This window comes from Variovorax glacialis, from assembly GCF_051216375.1.
Classification (GTDB): Bacteria; Pseudomonadota; Gammaproteobacteria; order Burkholderiales; family Burkholderiaceae_C; genus Variovorax.
This window is the reverse complement of the sequence record NZ_JBPJZT010000002.1, coordinates 664,952-679,397: the sequence shown is the minus strand read 5'-3', so window position 1 is coordinate 679,397 and position 14,446 is coordinate 664,952. Positions and strand designations below refer to the sequence as shown.

Annotated in this window: 17 protein-coding genes; 9 read left to right on the top strand and 8 right to left on the bottom strand. The window is 66.4% G+C overall.

Annotation, left to right across the window (positions count from 1 at the left end; genetic code table 11):
• Nucleotides 1-37 precede the first annotated feature (37 nt).
• The 8 genes from ACSFBL_RS07635 (at nt 38) to ACSFBL_RS07600 (ending at nt 8,493) form a co-directional block, all read left to right on the top strand.
• Nucleotides 38-1,762: a methyl-accepting chemotaxis protein gene (locus ACSFBL_RS07635; RefSeq protein WP_435515134.1), complete on the top strand. Its 1,725-nt coding sequence runs from the start codon at nt 38-40 to the stop codon at nt 1,760-1,762.
• A gap of 52 nt (nt 1,763-1,814) precedes the next feature.
• The gene (locus ACSFBL_RS07630) at nt 1,815-3,539 is read left to right on the top strand and encodes a methyl-accepting chemotaxis protein (protein ID WP_435515133.1); all 1,725 of its coding nucleotides are present in this window, start codon (nt 1,815-1,817) and stop codon (nt 3,537-3,539) included.
• Nucleotides 3,540-3,668: 129 nt separating this feature from the next.
• Complete coding sequence (flgK, locus tag ACSFBL_RS07625; protein WP_435515132.1) at nt 3,669-5,642, top strand: flagellar hook-associated protein FlgK; 1,974 nt, start codon at nt 3,669-3,671, stop codon at nt 5,640-5,642.
• Nucleotides 5,643-5,670: 28 nt separating this feature from the next.
• Nucleotides 5,671-6,885, top strand: a complete 1,215-nt coding sequence (gene flgL, locus ACSFBL_RS07620) for a flagellar hook-associated protein FlgL (RefSeq protein ID WP_435515131.1) — start codon at nt 5,671-5,673, stop codon at nt 6,883-6,885.
• Between the two features lie 60 nt (nt 6,886-6,945).
• Nucleotides 6,946-7,161 carry a hypothetical protein gene (locus ACSFBL_RS07615; RefSeq protein WP_435515130.1) on the top strand — a complete coding sequence of 72 codons (216 nt, stop codon included), beginning with the start codon at nt 6,946-6,948 and terminating at the stop codon, nt 7,159-7,161.
• 14 nt (nt 7,162-7,175) lie between these two features.
• The gene (locus ACSFBL_RS07610) at nt 7,176-7,370 is read left to right on the top strand and encodes a hypothetical protein (protein WP_435515129.1); all 195 of its coding nucleotides are present in this window, start codon (nt 7,176-7,178) and stop codon (nt 7,368-7,370) included.
• Nucleotides 7,337-7,780 (top strand): DUF4189 domain-containing protein, encoded by a 444-nt coding sequence (locus ACSFBL_RS07605; protein WP_435515128.1) that lies wholly within the window; start codon nt 7,337-7,339, stop codon nt 7,778-7,780. The genes ACSFBL_RS07610 and ACSFBL_RS07605 overlap by 34 nt, the downstream gene beginning before the upstream one ends.
• A 71-nt stretch (nt 7,781-7,851) precedes the next feature.
• On the top strand, nt 7,852-8,493 hold the full coding sequence (locus ACSFBL_RS07600) for a LysE family translocator (protein ID WP_435515127.1): 642 nt from the start codon (nt 7,852-7,854) through the stop codon (nt 8,491-8,493).
• Nucleotides 8,494-8,512: 19 nt separating this feature from the next.
• Here the strand turns inward: ACSFBL_RS07600 and ACSFBL_RS07595 are convergent, their stop codons facing one another.
• Nucleotides 8,513-8,944, bottom strand: coding sequence for a GFA family protein (locus ACSFBL_RS07595; protein WP_435515126.1), 432 nt, complete (start codon nt 8,942-8,944; stop codon nt 8,513-8,515).
• 126 nt (nt 8,945-9,070) lie between these two features.
• Here ACSFBL_RS07595 and ACSFBL_RS07590 point away from each other — a divergent pair, with 126 nt between their 5' ends.
• Nucleotides 9,071-9,721, top strand: coding sequence for a hypothetical protein (locus ACSFBL_RS07590; RefSeq protein ID WP_435515125.1), 651 nt, complete (start codon nt 9,071-9,073; stop codon nt 9,719-9,721).
• 32 nt (nt 9,722-9,753) lie between these two features.
• On the opposite strand, the gene ACSFBL_RS07585 is transcribed toward ACSFBL_RS07590, so the two are convergent.
• The 7 genes from ACSFBL_RS07585 to fliM all read right to left on the bottom strand — a co-directional run bounded on the left by ACSFBL_RS07585 (nt 9,754) and on the right by fliM (nt 14,442).
• Nucleotides 9,754-10,344, bottom strand: a complete 591-nt coding sequence (locus ACSFBL_RS07585; protein WP_435515124.1) for an NADPH-dependent FMN reductase — start codon at nt 10,342-10,344, stop codon at nt 9,754-9,756.
• A gap of 61 nt (nt 10,345-10,405) precedes the next feature.
• Nucleotides 10,406-11,200, bottom strand: a complete 795-nt coding sequence (gene fliR / locus ACSFBL_RS07580) for a flagellar biosynthetic protein FliR (protein WP_435515123.1) — start codon at nt 11,198-11,200, stop codon at nt 10,406-10,408.
• A gap of 13 nt (nt 11,201-11,213) precedes the next feature.
• Nucleotides 11,214-11,483 carry a flagellar biosynthesis protein FliQ gene (gene fliQ, locus ACSFBL_RS07575; RefSeq protein ID WP_028253142.1) on the bottom strand — a complete coding sequence of 90 codons (270 nt, stop codon included), beginning with the start codon at nt 11,481-11,483 and terminating at the stop codon, nt 11,214-11,216.
• 118 nt (nt 11,484-11,601) lie between these two features.
• The gene (fliP, locus tag ACSFBL_RS07570; protein WP_435515337.1) at nt 11,602-12,294 is read right to left on the bottom strand and encodes a flagellar type III secretion system pore protein FliP; all 693 of its coding nucleotides are present in this window, start codon (nt 12,292-12,294) and stop codon (nt 11,602-11,604) included.
• A 62-nt stretch (nt 12,295-12,356) separates the two neighbouring features.
• The gene (gene fliO, locus ACSFBL_RS07565) at nt 12,357-12,797 is read right to left on the bottom strand and encodes a flagellar biosynthetic protein FliO (protein ID WP_435515122.1); all 441 of its coding nucleotides are present in this window, start codon (nt 12,795-12,797) and stop codon (nt 12,357-12,359) included.
• Between the two features lie 219 nt (nt 12,798-13,016).
• Entirely contained in the window at nt 13,017-13,448 is a 432-nt protein-coding gene (gene fliN, locus ACSFBL_RS07560; RefSeq protein WP_435515121.1) for a flagellar motor switch protein FliN, read from the bottom strand.
• Nucleotides 13,441-14,442 (bottom strand): flagellar motor switch protein FliM, encoded by a 1,002-nt coding sequence (fliM, locus tag ACSFBL_RS07555; RefSeq protein WP_435515120.1) that lies wholly within the window; start codon nt 14,440-14,442, stop codon nt 13,441-13,443. Before fliM ends, fliN begins: the two co-directional genes overlap by 8 nt.
• Nucleotides 14,443-14,446 lie beyond the last annotated feature (4 nt).

Sequence of the window (14,446 nt, the reverse complement as noted above, 5' to 3'; positions counted from 1 at the left end):
GCGCCTCACGCGATACCTCCTACTTCCACGTCCCACCATGACTTTTCTCTCCAACGTTCGCATCGGTACGCGCCTGGCCATCGGCTTCGGTATCGTCCTGGGCCTGACGATCATCTCGACCGCCTTCGCGCTGAACAGCGCACGGAACAACGCCGAAGCCACGCGGCACATGATGGAGAGCCCGCTCGCGAAAGAGCGGCTCATCTCGGACTGGTATGTGCTGACCTACTCGGCCATCGCCCGCACGTCGATGATCGCGAAGACCACCGACGAGACGCTGCCCGTCACCTTCGCCGACGTCATCTCCGACAGTGTCAAGAAGGGCACCGAGACCATGGCGAAGGTCGAGGCCTTGCTGGTGACCGACGAAGAGAAGGCGATGTTCAAGTCCATCGTCGACCTGCGGGTCAAGTACCAGGCCGGCAAGGACGTGGTCGGCAAGGCCAAGGCGAGCGGCAATGCGGCGGAAGCCGAGCGCGCCTTCAAGGAGGTCTTCCAGCCTGCGGCCAGGGCCTACGAATCCCGCGTGCTCGACCTGCTGTCGATGGAGCGCAAGGCGATCGACGACATGAGCCGCGCCATCGATGCGGCGAATACGCGCGGCTTCAACCTGCGCGCCTTCCTCACGATCATGACGGTGCTCCTTGGCGGCGCGGCGGCCTTCCTGATTTCGCGCAGCATCGTCAGGCCGCTCCATGAAGCGGTGAAGGTTGCGGAGACGGTGGCCAACGGCGACCTGAGCAGCCGCATAGAGGTGGAGAGCCGCGACGAGACGGGTCAGCTCCTGCAGGCACTGAAGAACATGAACGACAGCCTGGCGAAGGTGGTCGGCGAAGTCCGCACGGGCACGGACACGATCGCGACGGCGTCGAGCCAGATCGCCACGGGCAACCAGGACCTGTCCTCGCGTACCGAGGAGCAGGCCAGTTCGCTGGAGCAGACGGCCGCATCGATGGAAGAACTCACCAGCACCGTCAAGCAGAACGCGGACAACGCGCGCCAGGCGAATCAACTCGCCGTCTCGGCTTCCGAAGTCGCGGTCAAGGGCGGCAGCGTGGTCTCGCAGGTGGTCGACACCATGGGCTCGATCAATGCGTCGTCGCGCAAGATCGTCGACATCATCGGTGTGATCGACGGCATCGCCTTCCAGACCAACATCCTGGCGTTGAATGCCGCAGTCGAAGCGGCTCGTGCCGGTGAACAAGGTCGCGGCTTTGCAGTCGTCGCCTCCGAAGTCCGCAACCTCGCGCAACGCTCCGCCGCGGCAGCGAAGGAAATCAAGACGCTGATCGGCGACTCGGTCGAGAAGGTCGAGGAAGGCAGCAAGCAGGTGGCCGAAGCCGGCAAGACGATGGAAGAGATCGTCGACAGCGTGAAGCGGGTGACGGACATCATGGGCGAGATCACCGCGGCGAGCCAGGAGCAGACCTCGGGCATCGAGCAGATCAACCAGGCGATCACGCAGATGGATCAGGTGACGCAGCAGAACGCCGCGCTGGTCGAAGAGGCCGCTGCTGCCGCCGCATCGCTGCAGGAGCAGGCGGGCAGCCTCTCGCAGGTCGTGAGCGTGTTCAAGCTGGACCGGGGCGATCGGGCACCAACGCCGACGATCTCGCGCAGCACACCGGTCGCCGCTGCACCTGCCAAGCAGGCACCGAAAGTCCGTGCCAAGGCGGCGGCGGGCGCTCCGGTGAAGACCACCCGAACCGAACCCCAGCTGGCCGCCACCAGCGCAGCCGGGGGCGACTGGACCGAGTTCTAGATTCCTCCAACCCCGGCCTCCCTCCCGACGGCCGTCAAAAGAAAGAAGAAAAATGCAGTGGTTCCAAAAGCTACGAGTGACCGCAAGACTGGTCCTCAGTTTTCTCGTCGTCGCGGCGGTAGGCGCAGTGGTCAGCGCGCTGGGCATCTTTCACATGGGGCGCATCAGTGCCTCGACGGAGAGGCTCTACACGCATGAGCTTCGCGCCCTCCAGGCCGTCCAGGAAGCCAACATCCATCTGCTCTATGCGAGCCGGGCGCAGATGTCATTGCTGTCGGCTTCCACCCGCGGCGAGCGCAATGCGGGTTCGACCGAACTCAAGAATTCCATGGAGAGGCTCCAGGCGCGCACCGCGGAAGTGAAGCCCCTGTTCGAGGAAAGCGAAGCGGGCAAGAAGCTCTTCGAGCAATACGAGGCTCTCCTGCCGCCCCTGAACAAGCGCATGGCCGACTTCGTGACGCTCGTGTCGAAGCAATCGCTGGACAGCTCGCAATTCGACGGCCAGGTGGTCGAGGACAGCACGCGCCTGCTGAAGGACTCCCGTGCGGTCGAGGAAGTGCTGAAGAACATGGTGGCGCACAGCGACGAACTGGCCAAGGCCAGCGCGGAGCATGCGACCGAGACCTACCAGACCTCGCGGCTGATGATGCTGGTGATGGCGCTGGTCGGCATCGTCGTCAGCGTCGGGCTCGGGATCGTGGTCGCGCGGCTTCTGGCACGTCAACTGGGTGGCGAGCCGGCTTACGCGGCGGATGTCGTCGGCCGCATTGCGACCGGTGACCTGACGATGAATGTCGAAGCCGGTTCGGCGCGTGCCGGCAGTCTGCTGGATTCGATCCGGCAGATGCAGGACCAGCTGACTTCGGTGGTCGCCCGGATCAAGTCGTCGAGCGACACGATCGCCACCGCGTCGAGCCAGATCGCGGCGGGCAACCAGGACCTGTCGTCGCGCACCGAGGAACAGGCGAGTTCCCTCGAACAGACCGCTGCCTCGATGGAAGAGCTCACCAGCACCGTCAAGCAGAACGCGGACAACGCACGCCAGGCGAATCAGCTCGCGGCCTCGGCCTCGGAAGTGGCGGTCAAGGGCGGCAGCGTCGTGAGCCAGGTGGTGGACACCATGGCCTCCATCAATGCCTCGTCGAAGAAGATCGTCGACATCATCGGCGTCATCGACGGCATCGCCTTCCAGACCAACATCCTCGCGCTGAACGCCGCAGTCGAAGCAGCCCGTGCCGGCGAGCAGGGCAGGGGCTTCGCGGTGGTGGCCGCAGAAGTGCGCAACCTCGCGCAGCGCTCGGCTGCAGCGGCCAAGGAGATCAAGGGCCTCATCGACGACTCGGTGGGCAAGGTCGACGTGGGCAGCGCGCTGGTGGGCGAAGCGGGCAAGACGATGGACGAGATCGTGGGCAGCGTGAAGCGCGTGACGGACATCATGGGCGAGATCACCGCGGCAAGCCAGGAGCAGACCTCGGGGATCGAGCAGATCAACCAGGCGATCACGCAGATGGACCAGGTGACGCAGCAGAACGCGGCACTGGTCGAAGAAGCTGCTGCCGCCGCCGCATCGTTGCAGGAGCAGGCCGGCAGTCTCGTGGATGCCGTCAGCATCTTCAGGCTGGGCGGCGACGAACCGGCGCTGGCGCCGATCATCCCGTCGGCCGGCATCCGCAGCGAGGCGCAGAAGCCGCGAAGTGCAAACCCGACGGCCCAGCGCGGGAAGAAGACGCGCCCCGCACCACGGCTCGCGATGGCCCAGGGCGCCACGAACGACTAGTCGGAAGTCGCTCGAAGCCGGACGGCCACGGTGGGCACCTCAACTTTCGCCACCGTTTGCCGATATAGAACACAAGCAGGCATCCACACGATGCCGCACCCAACACCCCTCCCATACAGGTAAAGGCACATGTCAGGAAACTTGTTCTTCACCGGCCTGAGCGGTCTGAGCGTGGCGCGAACCGCGCTCGTGACCACCGCCCACAACACGGCCAACGTGTACACCACGGGCTACAGCCGCCAGGTGGCACAGGTCTCGGCCAACGCGGCGGTCAGCTCGGGTGCCGGCTACATCGGCAGCGGCGCCAGCGTCACCACGGTCACGCGCAGCTACGACCGCTACCTCACCGCGCAACTCGCCTCCGCCCAGTCGGCCTCGTCGGCGCTGGCCTCCTACAGCACCGAAATCAACCGCATCGATTCGCTCCTGGCCGACAAGACCGCCGGCTTGAGCCCGCTGATGCAGAGCTTTTTCACCGCCGTGCAGGGCGTCGCCAACACGCCGGCCGACTCCGCGGCACGCCAGCAGCTCATCAGCTCGGCGCAGTCGCTGTCGAGCAAGTTCCGCTCGACGGACCAGTACCTGTCCGACCTGAACTCGTCGGTCAACGAGCAGATCTCGGGCAACGTCGACCAGATCAACACCTACGCCAGCAAGATCGCGGGCCTCAACCAGCAGATCAGCATGATGACCGCCGTGGCCGGCGGCCAGCCGCCCAACGACCTGCTCGACCAGCGCGACCAGCTCGTGAGCGAACTGGGCGGGATCGTCGACGTCAAGGTGCTGCAGCAGGACAACGGCAAGTACAACGTCTTCATCGGCAGCGGCCAGTCGCTCGTCGTGGGCGACCAGGCCGCGAGCATGAAGGCGGTGCCTTCCGCCGCGGACCCGACGCGCACGGCAGTCGCGCTCGTGGGCCTCGCGGGCAACGTGGCGGAGGTGAAGGACAACGTCTTCAGCGGCGGCTCGCTCGGCGGGCTGATGACGTTCCGGGCGCAATCGCTCATCCCGGCGCAGAACGCGATCGGCCGCCTCTCGATCGGGCTGGCGAGCGCGTTCAACGACCAGCACAACCTGGGTGTGGACCTGAACGGTGCGCTCGGACAGGACTTCTTCAGCACGGCCACGCCCGGCATCTTCACGAACGCCAAGAACACCGGCAGCCTCGCGCTCACGGGCGCGATCTCCGATGCCGGCAAGCTCACGACCAGCGACTATTCGGTCGACGTAACGGCAGGGCCGAACTACGTCGTGACGCGGCTCTCGGACAAGCAGGTGGTCGGCTCGTACGTCGACACCGACTTTCCCATCACCTTCGACGGCGTGACCGTCTCCCAGGTGGCCAAGGTGCCGGCTGGCACCCCCAACGCCGGCGACAGCTTCCTGATCCAGCCCACGCGCACCGGCGCGCGCGACATGCAAGTGAAGGTCCTCGATCCGGCCAAGGTGGCTGCGGCGTCCCCGGTGATCACCGGCAACACGAAGGGCAATCAGGGCAGCGGCGCGCTCGGCACGGCGACCATCGATTCGGGTTACCTGGCTTCGCCACTGGCGGCGAACGTCACCCTGAGCTACGACGGCGCGACCAACATGCTGTCGGGCTTCCCCGCGACCTCCGCCGTCAGCGTGACGCTGGCCGACGGCACCGTCAGCAACTATGCGGCCGGTGCCCCGGTGCCCTACACGGCCGGCGCGAAGATCAGCTTCGACGGCATCAGCGTCAGCCTCACAGGTGCGCCGGCAACGGGCGACACCTTCACCATCGGCAAGAACAATGGCGGCGTGTCCGACGGCAGCAATGCGCTGCTGCTCGGTGCGCTGCAGCGCAAGGCGACGCTGGCCGGGGGCACCACCACCTTCAACGGCGCGTACTCACAGCTGGTGAGTGAGGTCGGCAACCGCGCCATGGAGATCAAGGTCGCGAGCAAGACGCAGGACAGCGTCACCAGCCAGATCAAGGCCAGCCAGCAGTCGATCTCCGGCGTCAACCAGGACGAGGAAACCGCCAACCTGCTCATGTTCCAGCAGATGTACCAGGCCAATGCCAAGGTGATCCAGACCGCCTCGACCATCTTCGACGCGATCCTCGGCATCAGCAGCTGACCCCCAACGCCAGATTCAAGGAGCCATGATGCGCATCAGCACCAGTTCGTTCTACGAGCAGAACATCAACGCGATGGGCCTGCAGCAGCAAAACCTGTTCCGGGTGCAGCAGCAGCTGGCCGCAGGATCGAAGTTCCTCACCGCCGGCGACGATCCGGTGGGCGCGGCGCGGGCGCTCGGCGTCAGCGAGACGCTCGCCGAGTCGTCCCAGTACGCCACCAGCCGCGAGCGCGCGATGCTGTCGCTGACGCGGGAGGAAACGTCGCTCAACGGCGTGACCTCGATCCTGCAGAACATCAAGACGCTGACCGTGCAGGCCGGCAACGGCACCTTGTCCGATGCCGACCGCGCCTCGCTCGCGACCACCATCCAGAGCAATCTCGACCAGCTCGTGGGCCTCGCCAACGCCGACGACGGCAACGGCCAGTTCCTGTTCGCCGGCTACAAGAGCGCCAGCGCACCCTTCGCGACGCAGGCCGGCGGCGGCATCCAGTACCTCGGCGACCAGGGGCAGCGCCTCATGCAGGTGGACGTCGCACGCCAGATCTCGACCTCCGACGACGGCCGTACGGTGTTCCAGTCGGTGCAGGGCGGGGCGGGCTACGTGACTTCAGGTGGCGCTGCCAACGCGGGTTCCGGCGTCTTCGGTTCGGTCGGCATCGTCGATGCGACGGACCCGAACTACGGCAAGGACTTCCAGATCACCTTCGATGGCGCCGGCAACTATTCGGTCATGACCAATGACACGCCGCCGGTGCAGGCGGCGACCGGGGCCTACACCGCCGGTCAGCCGATTTCCTTTGGCGGTCTCCAGATCAGCGTCACCGGCACGCCGGCGGCGAACGACACCTTCGATGTCAAGACCGCCAAGAACGCCGGCACCGATATCTTCGCGTCGATCAGCCAATTGGTCAGCGTGTTGCGCACGCCGCTGACCGGCGGCGGCGCCCAAGCCCAGGCCAAGCTCCTGAATTCGCTCAGCACGGCCAACGTGAAGGTGACCAACGCGCACGACAACGTGCTCACGGTGCTGTCGTCGGTGGGTTCGCGCATGAACGAACTCGACGCGCTCGACAGCAGCGGCGCCTCGCGCGACCTGCTGGACAAGAGCTACCTGTCGGCCATCCAGGACCTGGATCCGACCGCCGCGATCTCGGAGTTCTACCAGCGCCAGTCTTCGCTGCAGGCGACCCAGCTCACCTTCGCGAAGCTGAACTCGATCGCCTTGTTCAACTACCTGTAGGGCGCCGGGTGCATGGCCCGGCCATCCGCGACCCCGCGCGGGCTGGCTTCAGAATAGGGCATGCATTCGAATCAACTTCTGTCGTCGAACGTGGAGTTCGGCAACGCCGGCGACCTGGACACCCACGGGACCGGCTGGTTCGTCGGGTTCAGCGACTGGACTCGCGGATCGCCTGGCGGGCTTCGCCACGTGCCGGCCCATGAGGCCGCCGAGGGACTGTGCGTCAAGTGGTTCTCCCATCCCGCGGGAAATCCGGACGGCGAGCCAAGCCGCTGAGCACGGGACGAACCATGTCGATCCTGGTGAGCCCGTCCAGCGAATTCAGGATCGAGTTCTCGGCCACCGCCGACTTCGATGCCGCGGACACGCTGGCGCATACCCTGCGCCGGCATGGCGACTTCGTCATCTGGGGCCCCGGCATCTTTCATCGTGCTTTCGGCGTTGAGCCTGCATGCGTGCTCACGGTCAGATGGGCTTCGGCGTGATGGGTGCATTCGTTGCTCGCGCGGCGTTCGGTGTGGCGCTGCTTTGGGGATGCGTGGCGATGGCCGCCGCCGCGCCGCCGGATGCGGCTGGGCCGTCCTCCCCGAGCTGGGGGGCAATCGCGTCCAGGGCCGGATGGTTCGGCTATTCGTTCAATCACGCATCCCGCAGCGCGGCGGAGCGTGCGGCGCGCGCCCAGTGCGATCGGGCGGCCGGCCGCGCCGGGCCTTGCGAGGTGCGCGCGTATTTCGACCGCTCCTGCGGTGCATTGGCGACCGGCAACTACGGGGAATGGGGGGCGGGCATCGCCCCGACCGCGAACGCCGCGGGACAGGCCGCCGTCACGCAGTGCGACGGCCATCTGCCCACCGAGCCCTGCAAGGTCGTCGTCAGCGTCTGCTCGCCGGGGTGAGTGGTCCGTCGCTGGTGGCTGGCGCGGCTGGCCTGCGCGATACTTGCCATCCCCCGAGGATTGGAGCTTTCATGTTGCCCTCTACCCCTTTGCTTCTCGCATTCATCGGCGCCAGCCTGCTGCTTGCGCTGACGCCCGGCCCCGCCGTCGTCTACATCGTGGCCCGCACCTTGTCGCAGGGTCGCGCCTGCGGCCTCGCTTCCGTGGTGGGCGTGGCGCTGGGCAACTTCGCCAATGCCGTGGGCGCGGCACTCGGGCTCGCGGCCCTGTTCGCCATCTCGTCGGCTGCCTTCACCGTCGTGAAGTGGGCGGGCGCCGCCTATCTGATCTATCTCGGCATCCGCATGTGGCGCACCACGCCCGCCGTCGCGCAGGCGACGACCGCGCAGGCGCCGGTGCAGCCGCTGCGTCGCGTCTTCCGCGACGGCTTCGTGGTGGCGATGCTCAATCCCAAGACGACCCTGTTCTTCGCTTCGTTCCTGCCGCAGTTCATGGACGCGCATGCCAGTCCGCTGGTTCAGACAATGGCGCTCGGCGGTGTCTTCATCGCCATCGCCTGCTGCACGGACCTGATGTACGTGCTGACGGCCAGTCTCGTCGCCCCGCGCCTGGCCGGCGCCACGCGTCATGCCGTCTGGGGCAATCGGCTGGCGGGGACGTCGTTCATCGGCCTGGGCCTGCTCACGGCGATGGGGTCGCGGCCGGCGCGCTGAGGCGCTTCAGTCGATTGCTTCAGTCGACTGCGCCGACGAACTGCACGTCGGCAATCCAGTTGCGCTTCCGTCGGGACAGTCTCGATTCGATGCTCTCCCCGTCGAAGGAGACCGGCACCGCGCGAAGCAGCGACTGCGGAACGTTTTCGAAAGTATTCACATTGACGACGGCATAGAGGTGCTCGTCGACCGTGCTCGTGACCAGCGCCGGCACGCCGCAGCGGGCGCAAATGTGAAACTGCGCGGTGCCCGTGCCGAAGGAATACTTCGACAGCAGGGAAGGATCTTCGACCCGCACCCGCAGCGCGCCCGCCGGGTTGGATGTCCAGACGCCACCGTGCTTGCTGCAGAAGGAGCAGTCGCACGCCCGTGCCGGGATCTCCGAAGGCTCCGGCTCCCAAGTGAGCGCGAAGGAAATGTTGCCGCAGTGGCAAGCACCTCTGACGACCATGCTGACCTCCTGATCTGCGCCGTTGCGCTTTGGCATCGCCCGCCGCGTCGGCGGGACGAAATCGTACACGGGTAACAAAACGTGTGATCAAATCGCGGCCCAGTTGCGATCGACGAGGAGCGAACGATGAGCAGATTCGTGAGCGCTGCCTGCGTGGCCGCGCTTCTTTGCGGATGTGCCACCCCACCACCATCGACGGAACCCGGCAAGGGTTCGGGTGCCGGCTACGCTCCGCTGGTCGACATGGAAGGCGTTTCGCCGACCACCTATGCGCTGGACCTCGACGCGTGCCGGGAGGCGGCCGGAAAGATGCGGGTGATGCGCCCGTCCGGCAACAGCGAGTTCGTCGATGCCGTCGCCGTGGGCGTGGCGATCGTCCTTCCGATGGGGATCGTCGCCGCGGCGGCGATCGGCAGCATCGCCGCCGCAGTGAACGACAGCCCGAACGGCGTACCGGCGGAACCCAGGATGCAGCAGACCGCGCTGGTCAACTGCATGGTCCGCAGGGGCTACAAGAATCTCGACGCCAACGTGACGGTTACCTACGTCGCGCCGCCCAAGCCCGATCCGCTGTCCCTGCCGCGCAAGACGGGCCTCGACACCTACGTCGCGGAGAAGTTCGCGAAGGCCAGCAACTGCAGCGAGACCCCCCGGGCGGTGCTGGAGGACAAGGGGCCGGGCTTCGAGCGCTACCGTGTGGCGTGCGCCAACGGGCAATCGATGGCGCTGCGCTGCGAGTTCGGCAATTGCACCGAGCAGGTCGCGTCGGGCAACTGAAACGCGATCGTGCGCATGGCCATGGGAGGGATTCAGTACGGCGGCGCCTTGCGCGCACGCTGCTCGCGCGCCGCCTCGGTCCACCACGCCAGGTCGTCGGCGAAACGCCCGAAGGCGCGGTCCAGTGCGTCGCCCGCAGGGCCGGTGGGTTTGCCGCCGGCGTCCAGCGTCTGGGAAATCGGACCGACTGCGAGCGTGCTCGACACGACCACCATGCCCATCTCGGACAGGATCGAATGCCAGATCGTGCCCGAGCGAACGCCGGAGAAGCGCCCCGCCGAGTAGCTGGCAACGGCGGCCGGGCGCCAGAACCATTCCTCGAGGAAGTGGTCCGTCAGGTTCTTCAGGCCGGGTTGCGGGCCCCAGTTGTATTCGCCGGTCACGAAGACGAAGGCGTCCGCGCCCCGAATCTTTCCGGCGAGGGCTTCCATCGCGGGCGGCGCGGTGCCCTGGGGGTACTCCTTGTACATGCGGTCGAGCATGGGCAGGTCGACGTCCTTGGCGTCCACCAGCTCCGCCGCCGCGCCCCGCGCGTTGAGGCCGGCGACCACATAGTCCGCGAGGCGCACGCCCATGCGGTCGGAACGGTAGGAGCCGTAGAACACCAGAACCTTGTCAGCCATCGTCGTTCGTGCCTTTCGGGCGCCGATGATCGCTGCAATCGTCCGCGGACGCCAGCGTTGTCTAGCGCCTCAATGCCTGCGTGAACTGGATCATCGACTCGAATCCCGCCGCGAAGCGCGGTTCGAGGAACGTGCCAAGGTGCGGCATCAGCAGCTGCATCATCCAGATGCCCGCCATCAGCGTCAGCGGAAAGCCCACCGCGAAGATGCTGAACTGCGGCGACGCGCGGTTGAGGATGCCCATCGCGAGATTGAGCGTGAGCAGCGCCGTCACGAGCGGCAGCGAGAGCATCAGCCCGCTGGAGAAGATCTGCGCCGCGCCCGCCACGAGGAACATCCATCCCTGCCCGGAGAGCGGCGCGTCGGCGATGGGGAGCGTCTGGAAGCTTTCGGCCAGCGTCGCGATGAGCATCAGGTGACCGTCGACGGCCACGAAGATCAGCATGGCCAGCATGTTCAGCAGCCGCGCGACCACCATGGTGGCGCCGCCGTTCATCGGATCGAAGAAGGACGCGAACGAAAGGCCCATCTGCAGCCCGATGTATTCGCCCGCCGCCAGCACGGCCGTGAACACCATCCGCATCGCGAAGCCCATGCCGACGCCGATGAGCATCTGCTGCACGATGATCCACACGCCGCCCGCCGAGACCACCGGCACCGACGGCATCGGCCCCAGCGTCGGCGCGATGACCAGCGCCAGCATCGCCGCGATCGCCACCTTGATCCGCCGCGGCACCCACGATTCGCTGAACACCGGCGCGGTGCTCACCAGCGCCAGCATGCGTACGAAGGGCCACAGGAACATCACCATCCACGCAGTGAGCTGCGCCGAGGTGACGGAGAAGACCGGAGGCATCAGCGGGCAGGCATCAGCCCACGAGTTGGGGAATGCTCATGAACAGAGCGCGGATGTAGTCGAGCATCTGCCCGAGCATCCAGGGGCCCGCGATGACGAGCGTCGCGAACACCGCCAGCAGCTTCGGGATGAACGACAGCGTCGCCTCGTTGATCTGCGTCGCCGCCTGGAAGATGCTGATGATCAGGCCGACCACGAGCGCCACCAGCAGCAGCGGCGCGGCAAGCACCAGCGACACCTGGATCGCCTGGTTGCCCATCGACATGATGGTTTCGGGGGTCATGCGCATTGCCCTTTCGCGAAACACCGCGGAGCCGGCTCCGCCGAGCCGCAGGTGTTGCCCCCTGGAAGGGGGTTGGCGCAGTGACACGAAGTGCGCGAAGCCTGGGGGTGAATCATCGTCATGTGTAGAAGCTCTGCGCCAGGGCGCCGATGAGAAGTTGCCATCCATCGGCCAGCACGAACAGCATCAGCTTGAAGGGCAGGGCGATGCCGGCGGGCGGCACCATCATCATCCCCATCGACATCAGCACGCTCGCCACCACGAGGTCGATGATCAGGAACGGAATGAAGATGGTGAAGCCGATCTGGAACGCCGTCTTGAGTTCGCTGATCACAAAGGAGGGCAGCAGAATCCGCAGCGGCACGTCTTCCGGCCCCTGCATGTCGGGCACCTTGGCGAGCTTGGCGAACAGCGCGAGATCGTTCTCGCGCGTCTGGCGCAGCATGAAGGTCTTGAAGGGCTCGATCCCGCGCTCCAGCGCCTTGTCCGTGCTGATCTTGTTCTCGGAGAAGGGCTTGTAGGCGTCGTCGTAGACCTTGTCGAACACCGGCGACATCACGAAGAAAGTCAGGAAGAGCGACAGCCCCACGAGGATCTGGTTGGGCGGCGACGACTGCGTGCCGATGGCCGTGCGCAGCAGTCCCAGCACGATCAGGATCCGCGTGAAACTCGTCATGCACAGCAGCAGCGCCGGCAGGAAGGACATCGAGGTCAGCAGCACCAGCGTCTGCACGCTCAGTGACCACGTCTGGCTGCCCCCCGGCCCCGGCGTGCTGATCAGCCCCGGCAGCCCCTGCGTCCAGGCCGCCATCGGCAGCGCCGCCGCGAGCAGCACCACGCCGCCCCGAAGGCTTCGACGAACAACGCTGCGCATCATGGAGCCCGGCGTGGCTTGCCGGTGAGTGATTCACGCAGCTTCTGCGCGAACAGATCCATGGGCTTGAGCGCCGCCACTTCCGGCGCGGCCGGTGCGCTGCTCACAGCCTGGGCCGGCAGCGTATGCAAGGTGTTGATCTGGCTGGGCGTGACGCCCAGTACAAGCCATGTGGCGCCCACTTCGACCACCACGACGCGCTCGCGCTGGCCGATGCTGGAACTCGACACCACCTTCACGACATGTCCGCCACCGAGCCGCTGCAGACCGAAGCGGCGCGCCACCCATGCGCACAGGAGGATGAGCCCGACCACCACCACCATCCCGACCCCCGCCTGCAACAGCCCGCCCGCGCCGACCGCCGGTGCAACTTCGGCGCTGTGCGACGGCACCGTAGGCAGCACCGCATGCGCCGGCAGCGCCGCAAGCGCCACCCCCATCGCCAGAACCCGGGCGCAATAACCCAGAAATTCCGCAGAACCGGCTTTGCCGGGCTGCCGGAATTGCCCCCTGCAAGGGGGTAGGCGGCCACACGAAGTGGGCAAGCCTGGGGGTGAGCCCAGGAATTCCGCAGAACCGGCTTTGCCGGGCTGCCGGAATTGCCCCCTGAAAGGGGGTGTCAGAGCCACACGAAGTGGGCGAGGCTGGGGGTAAGCCATTTATCGGGCTAGTTTTTGCATCCGCTCCGAGGGCGTGATGATGTCCGTCAGCCGAATCCCGTACTTGTCATTCACCACCACCACCTCGCCCTGGGCGATCAGGTAGCCGTTGATCAGCACGTCGAGCGGCTGGCCGGCGAGCCCGTCGAGCTCCACCACCGACCCTTGCGAGAGCTGGAGCAGGTTCTTGATAGTGATGCGCGTGCGGCCGATCTCGGCGGTGAGTTGCACCGGCACGTCCATCACCCGCGCGATGTCGACGGCCGAAACATTGACGGCGCTCGATGCCGTTTCCTGGATCTGCTGGAAGACCTGCGCCGTTGCCGGCGCGGGTGCGGGCTCGGGTGCCGCGGCGGGGGAGGCTGCGGTCTGCTCGGCCAGGGCGCTGGCCCAGTCGTCCGCGTCGCTCGCGGAAGAGGTGTTGTCAGTCATGGTCGTTCTTCGAGTCGCTGTCTTGGTGAGTGATCATGTGTTGCACGCGCAGGGCGTAGCGTTCGTTCGATGTGCCGTAGCCGCACTCCATCACCGGCACGCCGTCGACCCGCGCGGTGACGGTGGACGGCAGTTCGATGGGCAGCACGTCGCCGACCTGGAGCTTGAGGATGTCGCCGATGGTCGAGGACATCCGGACGAAGTCCGCGACGAGTTCGACGTCCGCCGACTGCATCTGCCGGGACATCTGCTTGACCCAGCGCTTGTCGATCTCGACCTCGTCCTGGATCGGGTTCGACAGCAGGTCGCGGATCGGCTCGATCATCGAGTAGGGAATGCACACGTGCAGGAAGCCGCCGATGGGGCCGAATTCGATCTGAAGGGTGGTGTTGATCACCACCTCGTTGGGCGCGACGATGTTGGCCAGCTTGCCGTGCATCTCGGCGCGCACGTAGTCGAAGTCCAGCGGATACACCGGCTGCCAGGCATCGCCATAGCACTGGAGCGAGATGTCCAGCAGCCGCTTGATGATGCGTTGCTCGGTGCGGGTGAAGTCGCGGCCCTCGACGCGCACGTGGTAGCGCCCGTCGCTGCCGAAGAGGTTGTCCACCACGAGGAACACCAGCTTCGGGTCGAACACGAAGAGCGCGGTGCCGCGCAGCGGCTTCATGTGCAGCATGTTGATGTTCGCGGGCACCGGCAGGTGCCGCACGAACTCGCCGTACTGCTGGATCTGCACCGACCCGACCGTGATGTCGGGGCTGCGGCGCATGAAGTTCAGCAGCGCGCCGCGCAGGCCGCGCGCGAAGCGGTCGTTGATGACCTCCAGCGTGTGCATGCGGCTGCGCACCACGCGGTCGGGCGCACCGAGGTCGTAGGCCGGGAGGCCGTCGGCCGGCGGCGCAGGCTTGCTGGTCTGGTCGACACTGCCGCCGGTGACGCCCTGCAGCAGCGCATCGACCTCGTCCTGCGAGAGGACCTGTTCATAGCCCATGGGT